At 64.8% G+C, this 19,196-nt stretch carries 20 protein-coding genes; 2 read left to right on the top strand and 18 right to left on the bottom strand.

What is annotated here, in order from left to right:
* Window positions 1-55: 55 nt before the first annotated feature.
* The 11 genes from CI41S_RS28475 to CI41S_RS28430 all read right to left on the bottom strand — a co-directional run bounded on the left by CI41S_RS28475 (window position 56) and on the right by CI41S_RS28430 (window position 9,655).
* Window positions 56-1,024 carry a tripartite tricarboxylate transporter substrate binding protein BugD gene (locus CI41S_RS28475; RefSeq protein WP_139862594.1) on the bottom strand — a complete coding sequence of 323 codons (969 nt, stop codon included), beginning with the start codon at window positions 1,022-1,024 and terminating at the stop codon, window positions 56-58.
* A gap of 127 nt (window positions 1,025-1,151) precedes the next feature.
* Window positions 1,152-2,393 (bottom strand): threonine synthase, encoded by a 1,242-nt coding sequence (locus CI41S_RS28470; protein ID WP_139862593.1) that lies wholly within the window; start codon window positions 2,391-2,393, stop codon window positions 1,152-1,154.
* Between the two features lie 168 nt (window positions 2,394-2,561).
* The gene (gene lpdA / locus CI41S_RS28465; protein WP_139862592.1) at window positions 2,562-3,983 is read right to left on the bottom strand and encodes a dihydrolipoyl dehydrogenase; all 1,422 of its coding nucleotides are present in this window, start codon (window positions 3,981-3,983) and stop codon (window positions 2,562-2,564) included.
* Window positions 3,984-4,000: 17 nt separating this feature from the next.
* Window positions 4,001-4,243 carry a hypothetical protein gene (locus CI41S_RS28460; RefSeq protein WP_139483780.1) on the bottom strand — a complete coding sequence of 81 codons (243 nt, stop codon included), beginning with the start codon at window positions 4,241-4,243 and terminating at the stop codon, window positions 4,001-4,003.
* Window positions 4,243-4,419: a hypothetical protein gene (locus CI41S_RS43710; protein ID WP_172626934.1), complete on the bottom strand. Its 177-nt coding sequence runs from the start codon at window positions 4,417-4,419 to the stop codon at window positions 4,243-4,245. Before CI41S_RS43710 ends, CI41S_RS28460 begins: the two co-directional genes overlap by 1 nt.
* Before the next feature lie 12 nt (window positions 4,420-4,431).
* Window positions 4,432-5,793, bottom strand: coding sequence for a pyruvate dehydrogenase complex dihydrolipoamide acetyltransferase (locus CI41S_RS28455; RefSeq protein ID WP_139862591.1), 1,362 nt, complete (start codon window positions 5,791-5,793; stop codon window positions 4,432-4,434).
* A gap of 2 nt (window positions 5,794-5,795) precedes the next feature.
* Window positions 5,796-6,101: a DUF5076 domain-containing protein gene (locus tag CI41S_RS28450; RefSeq protein WP_139862590.1), complete on the bottom strand. Its 306-nt coding sequence runs from the start codon at window positions 6,099-6,101 to the stop codon at window positions 5,796-5,798.
* A 5-nt stretch (window positions 6,102-6,106) separates the two neighbouring features.
* Window positions 6,107-7,507, bottom strand: coding sequence for a pyruvate dehydrogenase complex E1 component subunit beta (locus tag CI41S_RS28445; protein ID WP_139862589.1), 1,401 nt, complete (start codon window positions 7,505-7,507; stop codon window positions 6,107-6,109).
* 44 nt (window positions 7,508-7,551) lie between these two features.
* Window positions 7,552-8,571, bottom strand: coding sequence for a pyruvate dehydrogenase (acetyl-transferring) E1 component subunit alpha (gene pdhA, locus CI41S_RS28440; protein WP_139862588.1), 1,020 nt, complete (start codon window positions 8,569-8,571; stop codon window positions 7,552-7,554).
* Window positions 8,572-8,730: 159 nt separating this feature from the next.
* Window positions 8,731-9,048: an FtsB family cell division protein gene (locus CI41S_RS28435; protein WP_139483785.1), complete on the bottom strand. Its 318-nt coding sequence runs from the start codon at window positions 9,046-9,048 to the stop codon at window positions 8,731-8,733.
* Window positions 9,049-9,103: 55 nt separating this feature from the next.
* Window positions 9,104-9,655, bottom strand: coding sequence for an NADPH-dependent FMN reductase (locus CI41S_RS28430; RefSeq protein ID WP_139862587.1), 552 nt, complete (start codon window positions 9,653-9,655; stop codon window positions 9,104-9,106).
* 267 nt (window positions 9,656-9,922) lie between these two features.
* Between CI41S_RS28430 and CI41S_RS28425 the strand changes: the two genes are divergently transcribed.
* Window positions 9,923-11,032 carry a D-alanine--D-alanine ligase family protein gene (locus CI41S_RS28425; protein WP_139862586.1) on the top strand — a complete coding sequence of 370 codons (1,110 nt, stop codon included), beginning with the start codon at window positions 9,923-9,925 and terminating at the stop codon, window positions 11,030-11,032.
* A 23-nt stretch (window positions 11,033-11,055) separates the two neighbouring features.
* Here the strand turns inward: CI41S_RS28425 and CI41S_RS28420 are convergent, their stop codons facing one another.
* Complete coding sequence (locus tag CI41S_RS28420) at window positions 11,056-12,195, bottom strand: zinc-binding dehydrogenase (RefSeq protein WP_139862585.1); 1,140 nt, start codon at window positions 12,193-12,195, stop codon at window positions 11,056-11,058.
* A gap of 45 nt (window positions 12,196-12,240) precedes the next feature.
* Window positions 12,241-13,524, bottom strand: coding sequence for a phosphopyruvate hydratase (eno, locus tag CI41S_RS28415; protein WP_139862584.1), 1,284 nt, complete (start codon window positions 13,522-13,524; stop codon window positions 12,241-12,243).
* A gap of 122 nt (window positions 13,525-13,646) precedes the next feature.
* On the opposite strand from eno, the gene queF reads away from it, so the two are divergent.
* A complete protein-coding gene (gene queF / locus CI41S_RS28410; RefSeq protein WP_139862583.1) occupies window positions 13,647-14,123 on the top strand; it encodes a preQ(1) synthase in 477 nt (158 codons plus the stop codon).
* Window positions 14,124-14,163: 40 nt separating this feature from the next.
* Here queF and CI41S_RS28405 read toward each other — a convergent pair whose 3' ends face one another.
* From CI41S_RS28405 to kdsA, 5 genes are all read right to left on the bottom strand, one after another.
* Window positions 14,164-15,915: a SulP family inorganic anion transporter gene (locus CI41S_RS28405; protein ID WP_139862582.1), complete on the bottom strand. Its 1,752-nt coding sequence runs from the start codon at window positions 15,913-15,915 to the stop codon at window positions 14,164-14,166.
* A gap of 212 nt (window positions 15,916-16,127) precedes the next feature.
* Window positions 16,128-16,568: a VOC family protein gene (locus CI41S_RS28400; RefSeq protein WP_139862581.1), complete on the bottom strand. Its 441-nt coding sequence runs from the start codon at window positions 16,566-16,568 to the stop codon at window positions 16,128-16,130.
* A 127-nt stretch (window positions 16,569-16,695) separates the two neighbouring features.
* Complete coding sequence (locus tag CI41S_RS28395) at window positions 16,696-16,956, bottom strand: hypothetical protein (protein WP_139483793.1); 261 nt, start codon at window positions 16,954-16,956, stop codon at window positions 16,696-16,698.
* 107 nt (window positions 16,957-17,063) lie between these two features.
* A complete protein-coding gene (locus tag CI41S_RS28390) occupies window positions 17,064-18,272 on the bottom strand; it encodes an MFS transporter (protein ID WP_139483794.1) in 1,209 nt (402 codons plus the stop codon).
* Window positions 18,273-18,288: 16 nt separating this feature from the next.
* On the bottom strand, window positions 18,289-19,146 hold the full coding sequence (gene kdsA, locus CI41S_RS28385) for a 3-deoxy-8-phosphooctulonate synthase (RefSeq protein WP_139862580.1): 858 nt from the start codon (window positions 19,144-19,146) through the stop codon (window positions 18,289-18,291).
* Window positions 19,147-19,196: the final 50 nt, after the last annotated feature.

Below are 19,196 nucleotides of genomic sequence, written 5' to 3'. Positions count from 1 at the left end.
GGCGGTGGTTATGGGTCCTGGCTTTCGCCAGGACGACCTGTGGAAAGATCGAGCCTTAATCCACCTTCACATTGGCGGCTTTGATCATCGGCCACCATTTTGCGATCTCGGCCTTCTGCCAGGCGCCGAGTGCTTCGGGCGTGAGCTGGTCCTTGGGCGGCATCTGCAGGCCGAGATTTTCCAGCTGCTTCTGCACCGCCGGATCGTTCAGCGCCTCGACCGCCGCCGCGTTGAGCTTGGCGATGATCTCCTTCGGCGTGCCTTTCGGCACCCAGAGGCCGGACCACAGCGTCATGTGGAAACCCGGCAGCCCAGCCTCGTCCACGGTCGGAACGTCCTTGGCGTTCTCGACGCGCTTGGAGTCGGTGACGGCGTAGGCGCGGATGTTGCCGGCGCGGACCTGGTTGATCGAGTTCGAGGTCTGGTCGACGATGATGTCGATCTGCCCCGCGACGAGATCGTTCAGCGCCGGACCGGTGCCGCGATACGGCACGTATTGCAGCTTGATGCCGGAGACGTTTTCAAAGTAGAGCCCGGCGATGTGGCTGCCGCTGCCCGCCCCGGCGGTGCCCGCGGTCGGTGGCTGCGGCCGCGACTTCAGCCAGTCCAGGAGCTCCTTCAGCGACTTGGCCGGCACCGCGTTCTTGCTGACGATGATCATCGGATTGCTCGGCAGCAGCACCACCGGCTCGAGGTCCGCCACGAGGTCGTAGCCGAGCTTGTAGATCGCACCGTTCGCGACATGGGTGCCGAGATGGCCGAACGAAACGGTGTAGCCGTCAGGCGCGGAGCGCACCGCGCGGCCGACGCCGATCGAACCGCCCGCGCCGGTGACGTTCTCGATCAGCAGCACCTCGCCGAGCGACTGCTTCATGCGCTCGCCGAGCACGCGCGCCATCGCATCCGACGGCCCACCGGCCGAGAACGGCACGATGATGGTGATCGGGTGCGCCGGATAGCTTTGCGCCAAACCGGCCCCGGTGAACGCCAACATCGCCAGCACGGCCAGAACCAGTCTCCGCATCGCTCACTCCCTCAAAATGACCTCGTCTTTGCAAGGAGCGAAGCGACGAAGCAATCCATGCTTCAGCATATGCGGTGAGATGGATTGCTTCGCTTCGCTCGCAATGACGACCTACAAATGATCGCGCTTAAAACTGCGAGAAATCGATCGGCTTGTGCCGGTCCAGCGTGCGCGTCACCGGCGGCAGCGGGTATTTCAGGCCGCTGGCGCAATTGAACAGCATCACGCGGTCATTCTTGTTGACCCGGCCATCGGCGAGGCTCGCCTTGTAGGCGGCGTAAGTCGCGGCGCCCTCGGGGCACAGCAAAAGCCCCTCCTCGCGCGCGACCTCGTTGAGCGCGGCCGAAATCTTGTCGTCGTCGACCGCGATCGCAAAGCCCTTGCTCTCGCGCACCGCGCGCAGGATGAGGAAATCGCCGATCGCCTGCGGCACGCGGATGCCGGAGGCGATGGTGTGGGCGTCCTCCCAGCGCGCGGCGTGCTCGGTGCCGGCCTCAAAGGCGCGCACCATCGGCGCACAGCCGGAGGCCTGCACCGCCACCATGCGCGGGCGCTTGCTTCCGATGAATCCGATCTTCTCGAGCTCGTCGAACGCCTTCCACATCCCGATCAAGCCGGTGCCGCCGCCGGTCGGGTAGAAGATCACGTCGGGCACGTCCCAGCCGAGCTGCTCGGCGAGCTCGAGGCCCATCGTCTTCTTGCCCTCGATCCGGTACGGCTCCTTCAAGGTCGAGGTGTCGAACCAGCCGACCTTGGCTTTGCCCTCGCCGACGATCTTGCCGCAATCGTCGATATAGCCGTTGACGCGATAGACGGTGGCGCCCTGCAGCTCGATCTCGCTGACGTTCACCTCAGGCGTATCGGCCGGACAGAAGATCGTGGTCTTGATGCCGCAGGAGGTGGCGTAGGCGGCGAGCGCAGCGCCGGCATTGCCGTTGGTCGGCATCGCCATGTGCTTGATGCCGAGCGCCTTGCCCATCGACACCGCCATCACCAGCCCGCGCGCCTTGAACGAGCCCGTCGGCAACCGCCCCTCGTCTTTCACGATGATCTCGCCGCCGCCGAGCTTTGCGGAGAGCTTCGGCAGCCGGATCAGCGGCGTCGTAACCTCGCCGAGCGAGACGATGTCCTGGCACTTGCGCACCGGCAGCAGCTCGCGGTAGCGCCACAGATCGGCCGGACGCTCGGCGAGCGCCTGTTTGGTCAGCGCCTTTTTCACGCCGGCGAGGTCATAGCGCACCAAGAGCGGCTTGCCGGCCTTGGAGAGATTATGCACCTGGTCAGCCGGATAGTGATCGCCCTCCATCGCGCATTCGAGATGGGTGACGAAGGTCGGGCGTTCGATGGTGAGGTTGTCGTTGTCTTTCACGGTTTCCGTCTTTCTTGTTTTTCGGTTCACCACTCCAAGACCCGTCACCCTGAGGTGGCCGCTCCTTCAGCGGCCCTCGAAGGGCGACGAGCCCGGCTGCTAGATCTCGGCCGTGCATCCTTCGAGGCTCGCTTCGCGAGCACCTCAGGATGACGGGGACGGCGTTCGTCAAATATTCAGCACCCGGCCATACGCGTCGAGCACCGCTTCCTTCATCATTTCGGATAGGGTCGGATGCGGGAACACGGTGTGCATCAGCTCCTCTTCCGTGGTCTCCAGGTTCATCGCGACGACATAGCCCTGGATCAGTTCGGTCACCTCGGCGCCGATCATGTGCGCGCCGAGCAGCTGCCCGGTCTTCTTGTCGAAGACGACCTTGACCAGGCCATGGTCCTCGCCGAGTGCGATCGCCTTGCCGTTACCAACGAACGGGAAGCGGCCGACGCGGATCTCGCGGCCGCCCTCCTTCGCCATGGCTTCGGTGAGCCCGACGGAGGCGACCTGCGGGTGGCAATAGGTGCAACCCGGGATCATCAGCTTGTCCATCGGATGCGGATGCAGGCCCTTGATCGCCTCGATGCAGATCACGCCCTCATGCTCGGCCTTGTGCGCGAGCATCGGCGGGCCGGCGACGTCGCCGATCGCGTAGATGCCGGGCACGTTGGTTTTGCCGAGGCCGTCGATCACGATGCAGCCGCGGTCGGTCTTCACCCCGAGCTTCTCCAGCCTGAGATTCTCGATATTGCCGACCACGCCGACCGCGGAGATGACGCGCTCGAACTCCTTGGCCTGCGGAGAACCCTTGCCGTCGTCGATGGTCGCGACCACGCTGTCGGCCTTCTTCTCGAGTTTTGTCACTTTGGTCGAGGTGAGGATCTTGATCCCCATCTTCTCGAACCGCTTGCGCGCTAGCCCCGCGATCTCGGCATCCTCGACGGGAAGGATCTGCGGCAGCACCTCGACCACGGTGACGTCGGCGCCCATGGTGTGGAAGAACGAGGCGAACTCGATGCCGATCGCGCCCGAGCCGACAACCAGCAACGACTTCGGCATCCGGTCCGGCACCATCGCCTCAAAATAGGTCCAGACCAGCTTCTTGTCGGGCTCGAGCCCCGGCAGCACGCGCGGCCGCGCGCCGGTCGCGATGATGATGTGCTTTGCCTGGTACGCGCCCTCGCCGAGCGCGCCCTTCGGCGCCTCGACCGCCGACTTCTTCACTGTGATCTTGCCGGGCGCATCGATGCTGGCATCGCCCCAGATCACAGCAACCTTGTTCTTCTTCATCAGGAAGCCGACGCCGTCGTTGAGCCGCTTGGAGACCCCGCGCGAGCGCTGCACCACGGCCTTCGGATCGAACGAGACGTTGTCGGCCGACAGCCCATAGTCCTTGGCGTGCTGCATGTAGTGATAGATCTCGGCCGAGCGCAGCAGCGCCTTGGTCGGGATGCAGCCCCAGTTCAGGCAGATGCCGCCGAGATAGGATTTCTCGACGATCGCGGTCTTGAAGCCGAGCTGCGCGGCACGGATCGCCGTAACGTAGCCGCCGGGACCGGAGCCGATGATGATGACGTCGAAAGATGTGTCGGCCATGACGGCTCCCATTCAACTCAACTTGTGACACCGCGGGCGCGGCTTCTTGTGATCAACAACCTGACCAGCCATTCGAGGGCGATGACCAGGGCCATGATGACCACGGCGATCAGCACGACGGCCTGGCCGATGCTCCGCGCCAGCTGCTCGCCGGCAAAGAACGCGGAGCGCAGAATGTCCAGCCCGACCGGATTGAGCGCGGCGGCGGCCGACAGCAGCAGCGAGATCCAGGGCCAGCGCGTGATCCGTCTGTCGGCCATTATCCATGTTCCGGCCAAAACACGCCGAGGATCACCGTCCAGATCAGCGCGAGCACGCCCGCGCCGATGATCATGACCCTGAACTGGATCGTGGATACGAGGTCACGATTGACCGCAATGATCGACGCAACGGCGATGGCGGCGAGCAGGACGTACGGACCGTAGATCGCGTACATGACCGATGCCCGTCAGACCATCATCATCACGGGGTTTTCGATCAGCTGCTTGAAGGCGCCGATCAGCTCGGCGCCGAGCGCGCCGTCGATCGCGCGGTGATCGCACGACAACGTCACGCTCATCATCTGCGCGATCTCGATCTTGCCGCCGCGCACCACCGGCCGCTCCTCCGAGGTGCCGACCGCAAGGATCGTCGCATGCGGGGGGTTGATGACAGCGGTAAAGTGGTTGATGCCGTACATGCCGAGGTTCGACACCGCCGTGGTGCCGCCCTGGTACTCTTCCGGCTTCAGCTTGCGGCCGCGGGCGCGCGTCGCAAAATCCTTCATCTCGTTGGAGATCGTCGACAGCGTCTTGGTCTCGGCCTTGCGGATGATCGGGGTGATCAGGCCGCCCGGCATCGCCACCGCAACGCCGACGTCGGAATGCTTGTGCTTGACCATGCCGCCTTCGGTCCAGCTCACATTGCAGTTCGGGATCTTCTGCAGCGCAACCGCCATCGCCTTGATGACGAAATCGTTGACCGAGATCTTGTAGAGCGGCTTCTTCTCCTTGTCCTTCGGCGCAGCGGCGTTGATCTCCTCGCGCGCGGCGAGCAGCTTGCCGATGTCGCAGTCGATGGTGAGGTAGAAATGCGGGACGCTCTGCACCGACGCCGTCAGGCGCTGTGCGATGGTCCGACGCATGCCGTCATGCGGCACGACTTCGTAGCTGCCGGGCTCGAACAGCGCCAAAATCTGCTTGTCCGACATCGACGGCGCGATGCTCGGCCCCGCGGCAGGCGCGGCCGCCGGCGCCTTCAGGCCCTTGCCGGATTTTGCCTCCTCGACGTCGCGCGCGATGACGCGGCCGTGCGGCCCGGTGCCGTTGATGCGGCCGAGATCGATCCCTGCATCCTTGGCGAGACGGCGCGCCAGCGGCGAGGAGAAGATGCGGCCGTGACCATTGGCCTGCGCGGCAGCGGGCGCTGCGGCAGGCTGCGGCGCCGGTGCGGGAGCCGGCTTGGCATCCGGCGCGGGTGCGGGCCCCGGTGCCGCGGCGGCCGGCTTCGGCGCTTCGGCGGGCTTTGGCGCCTCGGCCGGCTTCGCTGCCGGCGCGCCACCGGCGCTGGCCGCCGCCTTGACGTCCTCCCCGTCGCCGGCGAGCACGGCGATGATGTCGTTGACCGGCACGTCCTGGGTGCCCTCGGGCACCAGGATCTTTGCGATCGTGCCCTCGTCGACCGCCTCGACTTCCATCGTCGCCTTGTCGGTCTCGATCTCCGCGATGACGTCGCCGGACTTGACCTTGTCGCCCTCCTTCTTGAGCCACTTGGCAAGGTTGCCCTTTTCCATCGTGGGCGACAGCGCGGGCATGAGAATGTTGATCGGCATTGTCAGTGACCTTGTTGCGACCGTGGCATGGTCTTGCCCATGTCGGTCGGCCGGGCGATTTCGGCTTCGAACATCTCGACGATGCGCGCGAGCGCTTCGTCCTCGGTGAATTCGCTCTCGCGGGCATAGGCGCGCGCGGCGTGACGGGCGATGTCGACGAGCATCAGCCCCCACATGTCCGGCTCCTCGAACGCGCGCTGGAACGCGATCGACAGGCCGCCGTCGACCACGAAAGCGCGCAGCACCTCGATGGCGTCGTCGCGGCCCATCACGTCGGGCGGCAGCGGCTGCTCCTTGGGACCGGCCATGGGGCTTACCGGTAGGACACGGCCTTGGCGGCCGCGACCACCTCGGCGACGGACGGCAGGGCGAGCTTCTCGAGATTGTGGGCATAGGGCATCGGCACGTCCTTGCCGGAGACGCGCGCGACCGGCGCATCGAGGTAGTCGAAGGCGTGCTCCATGATCCGTGCTGCGACCTCGGCGCCGACGCCGCTCTGCTGCCAGCCCTCTTCCACCGTGACCGCACGGCCGGTCTTCTTCACCGAGTTGACGACGGTCTCGGTGTCCATCGGACGGATGGTACGGAGATCGACGACCTCGGCCTCGATGCCCTCCTTGGCAAGCTCTTCGGCGGCCTTCAGCGCATAGGACATGCCCATCGCCCAGGAGACGAGGGTGACGTCCTTGCCGGGGCGCGCGATCTTGGCCTTGCCGATCGGCACGATGAAGTCGGCGAGCTTCGGCACCTCGCCGGTGTGGCCGTACAGCACCTCGTTCTCGAGGAAGATCACCGGATTGGGATCGCGGATCGCAGCCTTCAGCAGGCCCTTGTAATCGGCGGCCGAATACGGCGCGATCACCTTGAGGCCGGGGATCTGGGAGTACCAGGCGGCGTAGTCCTGGCTGTGCTGCGCGGCGACGCGCGCGGCGGCGCCGTTCGGCCCGCGGAACACGATCGAGCAGCCCATCTGGCCGCCGGACATGTACAGCGTCTTGCCCGCAGAGTTGATGATCTGGTCCATCGCCTGCATCGCGAAATTCCAGGTCATGAATTCGACGATCGGCTTCAGGCCCGCCATCGCCGCACCGATGCCGACGCCGGCAAAGCCGTGCTCGGTGATCGGGGTGTCGATCACGCGCCGCGCGCCGAATTCCTGCAGCAGGCCCTGGGTCACCTTGTAGGCGCCCTGATATTCGGCGACCTCCTCGCCCATGATGAAGACGTCGCCGTCGCGCCGCATCTCCTCGGCCATTGCGTCGCGCAACGCTTCGCGAATGGTCTGCGTCACCATCTCGGTGCCTTCGGGCACTTCCGGATCGGCAGCCGCAACAGCTGCCGGCGCGGCCGGTGCCGCCGCAGGCTTGGGTGCCGGCGCCTCGGCCTTGGCTTCCGTCTTCGCTTCCGCCGGCGCGGCTTCGGCCTTCGGCGGCGGCGCGGCGGGCGCCTTGGCGAGATCGGCGGCGCTTTCGCCGTCGGCGAGGATGGTGGCGATCGGCGTGTTCACCGCGACGTCGGCGGTGCCTTCCGGAATCAGGATCTTGCCGAGCGTGCCCTCGTCGGTCGCCTCGACTTCCATCGTCGCCTTGTCGGTCTCGATCTCGGCGATGACGTCACCGGACTTGATGGTCTCGCCTTCCTTTTTCAGCCATTTGGCGAGGTTGCCCTTCTCCATGGTGGGCGACAGCGCAGGCATCAGCACTTGAATGGGCATATCGGCTCCCGAAATCGGTCTTGAAAGTTCTTCTGCGCGGGGAATCAGCGGTAGACGTCGGTGTAGAGCTCGGACGGATCGGGCTCCGGATCGTGCTGCGCGAAGTCGGCAGCGGCGTTGACGATCTCGCGGACCTCGGCGTCGATCGCCTTCAGATCCTGCTCGCTGACCTTGGCCTCCAGCAGACGGTTGCGCACCTGCTCGATCGGATCCTGGTCGTGACGGACCTTCTCGACCTCCTCACGGGTGCGGTACTTCGCGGGATCGGACATCGAGTGGCCGCGATAGCGATAGGTCTGCATCTCCAGGATGATTGGGCCGTTGCCGCCGCGGCACCAGGCCACGGCCTCGTCGGCGGCGGCCTTCACGGCACGCACATCCATGCCGTCGACCTGCTTGCCGGGAATGTTGAAGGAAGCGCCGCGCTTGGAGAAATCCTGCTGCGCCGAGGCGCGCGACACCGAGGTGCCCATGGCGTAGCGGTTGTTCTCGATGACATAGATCACCGGCAGCTTCCACAGCTCCGCCATGTTGAAGCTTTCGTAGACCTGGCCCTGGTTGGCCGCGCCGTCACCGAAATAGGTCACACTGACGGAATCGTTACCGCGATAGCGGTTGGCGAAGCCAAGCCCGGTGCCGAGCGACACCTGCGCGCCGACGATGCCGTGACCGCCATAGAAGTGCTTCTCCAGGCTGAACATGTGCATGGAGCCGCCCTTGCCCTTGGAATAGCCGCCGCGGCGCCCGGTCAACTCGGCCATCACGCCCTTGGCCTCCATGCCGCAGGCCAGCATGTGGCCGTGGTCGCGGTAGCCGGTTATGACCTGGTCGCCGAGCTTCAGCGCCATCTGCATGCCGACGACGACCGCCTCCTGGCCGATATAGAGATGGCAGAAGCCGCCGATCGCACCCATGCCGTAGAGCTGGCCGGCCTTCTCCTCGAAGCGCCGGATCAACAGCATGTCGCGCAGCGCCTTGAGTTCCTGCTCCTGGCTCAGGTCGGGCGGAGATCCCGCCTTCTCCTGCCCTGATTCTTTTGCGGCGGATTTCTTCGGTGCGGCCATGGCAATTCCGGGTGAGAGAGGTCGGAAAGCCCTCTCTAACCCAAGTCAAATCGCCTTGGAAGCAGTGCGTTCGCTGGATGGAATTTTGCTATGCCGCAGTGCAACGCGGCGCGACACTTTTGTGATAGCACGCGAGAATTTTTGAAATTTGCGAACGCGTCAATTCGCCTTGTTGATCCGGACGAGATCGCGCGGATTGACGTAGTCGAGCTGGAAGCGCGCACGCTCGTCGAGCATGTCGGGATCGACCCGATCGGACCGCAACAGCGACACCCGCTGCTCGCCCTCGGCGCGCTCCTTCTTCAGCCGCGCCAGCTCCGAGGTCAGCGCGATGATTTCCTGATCGAGCTCCTGCCGCGCGTTCAGGCCATACTTGCCGGTATAGGCATTGACCCCGAAATAGCTGACCATCAGCGCCGCTATCGTGTAGAGCGCAAGCCCGGTCAGGATCGATTTGAGTCGTGTGCGGGAGACCATGGCCGCCACCATGCGGCGGCCATGTTAATGGACGCTTAAGAGCGCGCGGTCCTGCTTACCTGTTGTGCGCCTCGACGTGGGCCGCGAACGCCGTAATGTACTGCTGCAGCACGGTCTTCAGCGCTTCCTTGACCAGCGCGCCCTGCTCGTCAAAAGCGTCGCCGACGCCGTTCAGATAGATTTCGGGCTGCTGCAGGATCGGGCCCGAGATGCCGGGCAGGATGTTCTGCAGGTGCTTGGCCGCGCTGACGCCGCCGAGTGGACCCGGCGAGTTGGAAATGATGCCGGTCGGCTTGCCGTTGAACGAGCTCTTGCCATAGGGACGCGAGCCGACGTCGATGGCATTCTTCAGCACGCCCGGGATCGAACGATTGTATTCGGGGGTCACGAACAGCACGCCGTTCGACTTCTGCAGCTTGTCGCGGAACGCGAGCCAGTCCGCCGGCGGCGCGGCCTCGAGATCCTGGTTGAAGAAGGAAATGCCCTGCAGCGTCGTGACGTCGAGTTTCAGCGTGTCCGGCGCGAGCTTGGCGAGCGCATTGGCGATCTTGAGCGAAAAGCTCTGCTTGCGGATGCTGCCGACGATGGTGACGATGTTATAGGCCATAGCAAATCCCCCTCGGGTTGTGCGTGAAGCGAACGGTCCGCCTTCACCTACCGGTGCGGCAAGAAAGATGCAAGTGCATGGATTGTGCAATTCCGGAAACGCAGCGTTTTGGAAACTTGGCCGAACGCCGCCGCGATGCCGCCCCACAGACCGCCGATCGCATCACCGTATCGGGGCAAATTATCGACATGTTCGTTTAAACATATTGCAGGCGGATCGCGCGCATCATCCGGCCTATCCAGAGCAGCAAGCCCAGAGAACTAATCCATGGCAGAGCACAAGATGAGGGTTGCCATCCTGTTCGGCGGGCGGTCCGCCGAGCACGACGTCTCGCGGGCGTCCGCAGCCAACGTGCTGCGCGCCCTCGACCCGGACCGCTACGAGGCGACCGCGATCGGGATCACGCGCGACGGCCGCTGGATCGTCGTGCCTGCAGGAAACGGCGCCGGCACGGGCAGCGGCGCGCTGACCATTCCGGACGATGGACCGCGCCTCGCTTTGCTGCCGGGCGGACAAGGCCGCGCGCTGGCGCTCGAAGGTCATGGTGTTCAGGAATTGCCGGCATTCGATGTCGTCTTCCCGGTGCTGCACGGCCCGAACGGCGAGGACGGCACGGTGCAGGGCGCGCTCGAACTGTCCGACGTGGCCTATGTCGGCTCGCGCGTGATGGGATCGGCCGCCGCGATGGACAAGGATTTTGCAAAACGGCTGATGCGCGAGGCGGGATTGCCTGTTGTCCCCTGCGTCGTTGTGTCGGCCGCAGCTCCGATCACCTACGACGCCGCGGTCAGCGCCCTCGGATCGCAGGAGGTCTTCGTCAAGCCGGCCAACATGGGCTCGTCGGTCGGCGTCTCGAAGGCGCGGACCGCTGCCGAATTCGACGCCTGCTGCCGGTTGGCGTTTCGCTTCGACAGCAAGATCCTGGTCGAGCGATGCATCGCACCGATCCGCGAGGTCGAATGTTCGGTGCTCGAGGACGCCGAAGGCCGGGTCCGCGCCTCGGAACTCGGCGAGATCGTCCCCTCGGACAAGCACGGCTTCTATTCGTACGATGCGAAATATCTCGATGCCGAGGGCGCCCTGCTCCGCGTGCCCGCCGATGTGAAGCCTGCGATCGCCGATCAGATCCAGGAGCTCGCCATCAGGACGTTCACTGTGCTCGGCTGCGAAGGAATGGCGCGGATCGACTTCTTCCTGCACGGCGAACAGGCCTACGTCAACGAGGCCAACACGCTGCCCGGCTTCACCAACATCAGCATGTATCCGCGGCTGTGGGAGGCCAGCGGCCTGCCACAACCGCAGCTGATGGACGTCCTGATCGGCCACGCCATGGCGCGTCAGCAGCGCTTGAGGAAACTGGCGTTCGATCGCGACTAGACGATGCGATGTGGCGCGCGCCGTCACATCGCCTTGTTCGGGTTGATCAAAAATTTCTCGCCGGTGGCGCGCTTGTTGTAGACCGCGATGTTGTCGGGCTGCAGCACTTCCTGCAGCGACACCACCTTGGTGTAGTGGCTGGCGAAGGTGGTCTTCAGCTCGGCGACCACGCGCTGGCGCAGCTTGTTGCCCGCCTCCGGGCCGATCTTCATCAGGAACGGGAACAGCAGCCAGCCGCCGACGCCCCAGGCCATGCCGAAGCCGCGCGGCAGCGTGATCTCGCGGGTGTCGAGGCTGCCGTAGACATAGACCTGCTTGTGCACATTGGAGCCGTAGCGGCTGTAAGCTTTTGCGCTTCTGTTGATCGCGGTCTCCATCGCGACCAGGATCTGGCCGGCCAGCTTGCCGCCGCCGATCGCGTCGAAGGCGATGGTCGCGCCGGTCTCGACCAGCGCATTGGTGAGATCGTCCATGAAGGTCGGCGCGGTGGAATCGACCACGTGCTTGGCGCCGATCTTGTGCAGGATGTCGGCCTGCTCCTTGTTGCGCACGATATTGACGAGGCCGATGCCGTCCTTGAGGCAGATCTTGTTGAGCATCTGGCCGAGGTTCGAGGCTGCGGCCGTGTGCACCAGCGCCTTGTGGCCCTCGCGCCGCATCGTCTCGGTCATGCCGAGCGCGGTCAGCGGATTGACGAAGCAGGATGCGCCGTCGGCCGGCGTGGTGCCCTCGGGCAGCGGCAGGCATTCGCCGATCCGCAGCGTGCGGTATTGCGCATACATCGCGCCACCGATCATCGCGACGGTTTTGCCCATCAGCGCCTTGGCGGCATCGGACGAGCCGGTTCGGATCACGACGCCGGCGCCCTCATTGCCGACCGGCATCGACTCATCGAGCCGCGCCGCCAGCGCGCCCAACGCCGCCTCGGGCACCCGCGCGGTCACCACAGGCAATTCCCTGGTGCCGGAGACCTTTGCCGCCGACATGTCGGCCGGGCCGATCAACAGGCCGAGGTCGGACGGATTGATCGGCGTGGCCTCGACACGGACCACGACCTCGTCGGGTCCGGGCTCGGGGGTCGGGACATTGACCAGCGATAGCTCCAGTTCGCCATTCTTCTTGAGCAGCGAACGCAGCTGCAATCCGCTCTTGCCGTCGCTCATCCCGACCTCCCTGCTTTACATTATCGGTTCCGATCAGTTGGGGCGCTAGGCCAACGCCTTCAAGGCCGCCCTGCCCGCATACTTGGCCTGGGTGCCGAGCTGCTGCTCGATCCGCAGCAGCTGGTTGTACTTGGCGGTGCGGTCGGAGCGCGCCAGCGAGCCGGTCTTGATCTGCCCGCAATTGGTGGCGACGGCGAGGTCGGCGATGGTGGAATCCTCGGTCTCGCCGGAGCGGTGCGACATGACCGCGGTATAGCCGGCCTTGTAGGCCATCTCGATCGCCGCCAGCGTCTCGGTCAGCGTACCGATCTGGTTGACCTTGACCAGGATCGAGTTGCCGCGGCCGTGCTTGATGCCGTCGGCGAGCCGGGTGACGTTGGTGACGAACAGATCGTCGCCGACCAGCTGGCACTTCTTGCCGATCGCATCGGTCAGCTCCTTCCAGCCGTCCATGTCGTCCTCGGACATGCCGTCCTCGATGGTGACGATCGGATAGCGGCTGACCAGATCGGCGAGATACTTCACCTGCTCGGAGCGCGAGCGGGTCTTGTTCTCGCCGCCATAGACGTAGGAGCCTTCCTTGAAGAACTCGGTCGAGGCGCAGTCGAGGCCAAGCATGACGTTGTCGCCCGCCTTGTAGCCGGCCTTGCCGATCGCGTTCATGATGAAGTCGAGCGCGGCGTCGGCGGTCGGCAGGTTCGGTGCAAAGCCGCCCTCGTCGCCGACATTGGTGTTGTGGCCGGCCTTCTTCAGCTCGCCGCGCAGCGTGTGGAAGATTTCCGAGCCGCAGCGCAGCGCCTCGGCGAAGCTGGTGGCGCCGACCGGCAGGATCATGAACTCCTGGAAGTCGATCGGATTGTCGGCATGCACGCCGCCATTGATGATGTTCATCATCGGCACCGGCAAGGTCCGCGCCGAGGTGCCGCCGACGTAGCGATACAGCGGCATGTCGAAGGATTCGGCGGCGGCCTTGGCGCAGGCCAGCGAGACACCGAGGATGGCGTTGGCGCCGAGCCGGCTCTTGTTCGGCGTGCCGTCGAGATCGATCATGATCTGGTCGATCGCGACCTGGTCCTCGACCGAGTGATCGCTGAGCGCCTCGAAGATCTCGCCATTGACGGCCGAGACCGCCTTCTGGACGCCCTTGCCGAGATAGCGCGCCTTGTCGCCGTCGCGCAGCTCGACCGCCTCATGCGCGCCGGTGGAGGCGCCCGACGGCACCGCCGCGCGACCGATCGACCCGTCTTCCAGCACCACATCGACCTCGACCGTGGGATTGCCGCGGCTGTCAAGGATTTCGCGGCCGATGATGTCGATGATGGCAGTCATGAGAACCTCTTCTGGCAGTGGTCGGGTCGGATTGCGGTGCTTCTACCGCAATGCGTCGGGGCCGAAAAGGCCGGGTGACGGGCCCCGGATCATTCGCTAAGAGGACGCCACGGAGCACCTGAATGGCGAAAAAATCCAGCAAATCGAAGCCCTCGGGCGACCTGCAACTCGGCCGTGACGTGGAATGGCCGGACACCCCCGAAAAGGCAAAGCTCGACCGGGTGCCCAATCCGCAGGCCGGCACCGATTATCTGGTGCGTTTCACCGTGCCCGAATTCACCTCGATCTGCCCGGTGACGGGACAACCGGATTTCGCGCATCTGGTGATCGACTACGTGCCGGGCCGCTTCCTGCTGGAGTCCAAGTCGCTGAAGCTGTTCGCGGCGAGTTTTCGCAACCATGGCGCGTTCCACGAGGATTGCACGGTTCTGATCGGCCGGCGGATCGCCGACGAGATCAAGCCGAAATGGCTGCGCATCGGCGGCTACTGGTACCCGCGCGGCGGCATCCCGATCGACGTGTTCTTCCAGACCGGCCGGCTGCCGAAGGGCATCTGGGTTCCCGACCAGGCCGTCGCGCCGTATCGCGGGCGGGGCTAGAGACCCATAGACCCTCGCCACCGGCGGTTCGAATTGTGAGCTAGAGGCCAGACGCGGGTTTTCGGTCCGCGATTGTGACCGGGGCCAGCCCATCCTCATCTTCCCAGTCCTCCCACTCGACATTGTTGGTTTCGAGATAGCGCGCCACCGCGACGCCGATCGTCGGGAAGAAATAGTGTTCTCCAAGCTGCGCGAACAAGCCAAATCGTTTCAGCTTGTCTTTCACCGGATCCTTGAGCTCGGCGAAACAAAACTCAATCCCCTGCGCGTGCAGTGCCTGGTCCAATTCGGCAACCACGTCGCAGGCGGTGACGTCGACGCTGGTCACCGGCTCTGCGGCGACCACCAGCCAACGTGCCGGAGTCGGCGACTTCGCGACGGCATCGAGGACACGCTCCTTGAAGAATTCCGCGTTGGCGAAGAACAGCGGCGCATCCCACCGAAACAGCACCAGGCCGGGGATGCGGCGTGCATCCGGATATCGCGTGATATCGTGATAACCTTTGACGCCGTGGGCGCGCCCCAACACGGCGGAGTGCGGGCGCCAGCCGTCCCATAGGAACTCGATGATGGCGAGTGCGATTGCAAGACCAATTCCCGGGATCACCCCGAGCACCGCTACACCGATAAAGCAGACGATCGCGAGCCAGAATTCCCAGCGCTGAATGCGATAGATACGCTTGAGGTCGGCGACTTCAATCAGGCCGATCGCCGCCGCGATGACGACGGCGGCCAATGCCGCGTTGGGCAGATGTTGCAGGAGGCTCGGCGCGACCAACAGCAGCAAGGCGATGGCAAGCGCGCCGACGACGCTGGTGAGCTGGGTGCGGGCGCCGGCGGCTTCGGCGACCGGAGTACGGGAACTGCTGCTGCTGATCGGAAAGCCCTGGAAAAAGCCTGCGGCCAGATTGGCGGCACCAAGCCCGACCATCTCCTGGTTCGGATCGACCCGGTACCCCAATCGCGCGGCGTAGGCACGTGAAAGTACGCTCGTATCGGCAAACGAAACCAGTGCGACTGCGCAACCGCCGATCAGCACCGGGACGATGTCGTCGTAGCTGATCCACGGCACAACGAACGCCGGCAAACCTTGCGGAAGCGGACCCAGGACCTTGACGCCGTACAGCGTCCCGAGATCAAGCATCCCGACGGCGATGGTTGCTCCAACGACCGCGATCAGAATGCCAGGCAGCTTGCTGTTCTTGAGAAGCAGGATCACGATCAACGTAGCGGCCCCAATTCCGCACGCGACCCAATTTATCTTTCCTGCGAGGATCGCGCCGCCGATCGCCCACAAGCTCCGCAGCGGTCCCTCGCTGTCGATGGAAAACCCGAAGAACTTGGGCAACTGGCTGATCAGCACCGTGAGCGCAATTCCGTTCATGTATCCGTAGCGGATCGGCTTGGAAAGCAGCTCGGTCACAAAACCGAGGCGCGCGACACCTGCGAGAATGCAGGCCGCCCCCGAGACAATCGCCATCATGCCGGCGAGCATCACGGTGCGCGCGGGGTCGCCGTGAGCCAGGGGAGTAATGACTCCCAGCAGGATTGCTGCAAGCGCCGAGTCGGGACCCAGCACGAGAATGCGGCTAGGGCCGAACACCGCGTAGGCCAGGAGCGGCACGATCGTTGCGTACAAGCCATAGATGCCAGGCAAGCCCGATGCCGTTGCGTAGGCAATTCCAACGGGGACCAGCATCGTCGCCAGGACGAGGCCGGCGAAGATATCGTGCGGAAGCCATGCTGCCTCATATCGACGGAGTGTCTCTAGTCCGGGCAACCAGTGCTTCATTGTGGCAAATCCCGCTGGCACGTCACGCATCCGTCGCGCGGTTCACTGCCCGCCTCTGCTGCGTCGCAGCAACCATCCTTGGTCGAAGGGCATCGAGTTGAGCAATCGCCGCGCAGCGATGCTTGATCAGGATCAAGGCTTGCGCATCAAGGGCTGGGCAGCTTGAAGGCTTGTCCGCCATGGCAGCCGCAAAACGCACCAGCGAGAAGCGTCTAAGCGTCCCGCTGGACCAGCTCGAAGGTGATGCCTTCGGGACCCTCGAACAGCCGGAGCTTTCTCGAGATGTAGTCCATCTCGTCGCTCAGCATGGTGACACCGTTGGCCACAAGGTGCGCAGTGGCCGCTTCAATGTCATCGACGCGGAACGCGAGGTGATTGAAGCCAAGCTTTCGCAGGTTAGTAGGATGCACACCCGCATCGGTCCCTTGCGGCAGGTCGAACTCGAGCAGCTGGATTTCGAAAGGAGACTCCGCTCCTTCGAGTGCGAGGGTGATGTGCTGCGCCTTCATGTTCGGCATACCCATGTACTTCGCGGGAATGCCACCGTCGATGGTCGCGACGTGAGTTTTTCTGAAGCCAAGGAGCGCGAAGAATTCGATCGCCCGGCCTGCGTCCGCCACCGCGATCGTCACATGATCCGGACTGAGTATCATCGCATCGCTCCCGCGCTCGGCCGTGCCGGCTTGGCTGCACCGGCTAAACCGCCGACGCCTTCCCCCTTCGCGAGCGCAAGGTTACCAGCTCGCTCCCTGGAGCGGTAGGCGGGGCATCTGATGGATGTTAGCCGTCGCTGCTGTGATCGGAGCCATCGCCGCCGCCGGTCTTCGGTCTGGAGATCGGTGGGATGCAGCTGCCGAAGCGCTGATCGAGCGGATCGTAACGCGACCTTGACCTTGCCACGATATACAGCACAGCCAGCGCGAGGGATCCTAGCAGCAGCAGGATCCACGCAGGTGGCCGGCTTGCGATCAAGGCGATCAGAAGCACTGTTGCTCCGACCAGCAGCAACGCGACAGTGCCCGAAGACATCCTTGAAGCCATGATCGGCTCCGCGCGATAGCTCGACGGCGGAACATTAGCGCTGAATTCGAGATGTTTGGAGCGGTCGGATGCGACACACCAGCGCAGCTACGCGCGTGCGGGATCGCTTAAGGTTCTACGTCGGGCCGTGCGTCGGCATCGGCCGGACGGCGCTGCTTCAAATATTTCGCGCAGACAAAGCCGAGCACGACCATCACGGCGGCGGCCGAGACCAGCGTCGGCGTCTTGCCGGCGTGCTGCAGGCCGAAACCGTAGGCGATCGGGCCGACGGTCTGGCCCATGAAAAAGAAGAAAGAATGCAGCGACAGCGCGGTGGCGCGGGCTTCGACCGAGAGCTCGCTGGCGAACACCTGCAGGCAGCCATGGATCATGTAGAAGCCGAGGCCCATGACCAGCAGGCCCGCCATCTGCAGCTTCCAGAGCGGCCCAAACGCGACACCGACGAGCTGGATCGCGACCAGCGTCGCACCCGCGATCATCATGCCGCGGACGCCGAGCCACGGCAGCAGACGGGCCACCGTCAGGGTGTAGAGCAAGCCGCCGATCGCAAAGCCGGCGATCACGATGCCGGCGATCGACAGCGAGGTCTCGCCGAGCTCGAACAGGAACGAGGCGATGAACGGAAACAGCCCGAGCACGCAGCAGCCTTCGACGAACACCGCCGAATAGCAGATCCGCGCATTGGGGTTGGTGAAGATGGTGCGATAGCCGTGGCGAAGTGCCTTCAGGCTGGTCCGCGGCGGACGGTTCAGCGCAGCGCCGCGGAAGCCGGCCGCCACCGCAAGCGCGACGATGATGACGAGCGCGCCGAGCACCGCGAGCACGCCGCGCCAGCCGAGCAGATCGCCGATCAGGCCTGACGCCGTCGCACCGAGCAGATTGCCGGTCATCGAGCCCGCCAGCGTCCGCCCGATCGCCAGTTGCCGTTTCTCCGGGCCGACCAGATCGGAGGTCAGCGACAGCGCCACCGGAAACACGCCGCCGGAGCCGATGCCGGCGAGAATCCGGGTCACGAACAGCATCGGGAACGAGGTCGAGAGCGCGCCCAGAATATTGGCGAGGCCGAGCAGCGCGAGGCAGATCGTCATCAGCCGCGCCTTGCCGAACAGGTCCGCGGCGGCGCCGATTGCCGGCTGGACCGCTGCGAAGGTGAAGGCGAACACCGCGGCAAAGCTCGCCGCGGTCGCGATGCTGACGGAAAAATCGTCGGCGACATGCGGCAGCACCGGATCGAGCGCGCGCACCGACAGGCTCGCCGCGAACGTCGCCAGCGTGATGACATTGAGGGCCGGCGGCATGCCGCTCGTTGCGGTCATGTCCGGATCCGCCGCGTCAGGCCATCGTCTTGGCGAGCGAATCGAAATCCATCAGCCGCTTGACCAGGGATTCGAAATCACGCAGCGGCACCATGTTGGGGCCATCGGACGGCGCATGATCGGGATCGGGATGGGTCTCGATGAACACGCCGGCAACCCCGACCGCGACCGCGGCGCGCGCCAGCACCGGGACGAACTCGCGCTCGCCGCCGGACGAGGTGCCCTTGCCGCCGGGCTGCTGTACCGAATGGGTGGCGTCGAAGATCACGGGCGCGCCGGTGGTGCGCGCCAGGATCGGCAGCGCGCGCATGTCCGAGACCAGCGTGTTGTAGCCGAACGAGGCGCCGCGCTCGGTGACCAGCACATTGGCGTTGCCGGCGCCGGTGATTTTCGTCACCACATTCGCCATGTCCCAGGGCGCCAGGAACTGGCCCTTCTTGACGTTGACGACCTTGCCGGTCGCGGCCGCCGCCAGCAGCAAATCGGTCTGCCGGCACAGGAAGGCCGGAATCTGCAGCACGTCGACCGCCTGCGCGACATCAGCGCACTGGCTCGCCTCATGCACGTCGGTCAGCACAGGCAGCCCGAGCGAGGAGCGGATCTCGGCGAAGATCGGCAGCGCCTGCGCAAGCCCGATGCCGCGTGCCGCCGAGGCGCTGGTGCGGTTGGCCTTGTCGAACGAGGTCTTGTAGACTAGCCCGACTTTGAGCCGTCCGGCGATGTCCTTGAGCGCCGAGGCCACCTCGAGCGCATGGGCGCGGCTCTCGAGCTGGCAGGGGCCGGCGATGATCTGGAGCGGCAAATGGTTGCCGAACTGCACCGATCCAACGGCGACGACGGGCGCTGTGGCCTGCGCGGAAACGTGACTGGTCAAAATGCTGCATCCTTTCGCGGGCGACCATGCAATCCGGTGCGTGATGGATC

The sequence above is a fragment of the Bradyrhizobium ivorense genome (assembly GCF_900696085.1).
In the GTDB taxonomy this organism is placed as follows: Bacteria; Pseudomonadota; Alphaproteobacteria; order Rhizobiales; family Xanthobacteraceae; genus Bradyrhizobium; species Bradyrhizobium ivorense.
Note: the sequence above shows the minus strand (reverse complement) of the source record. Positions and strands in the feature narration are given on the sequence as shown.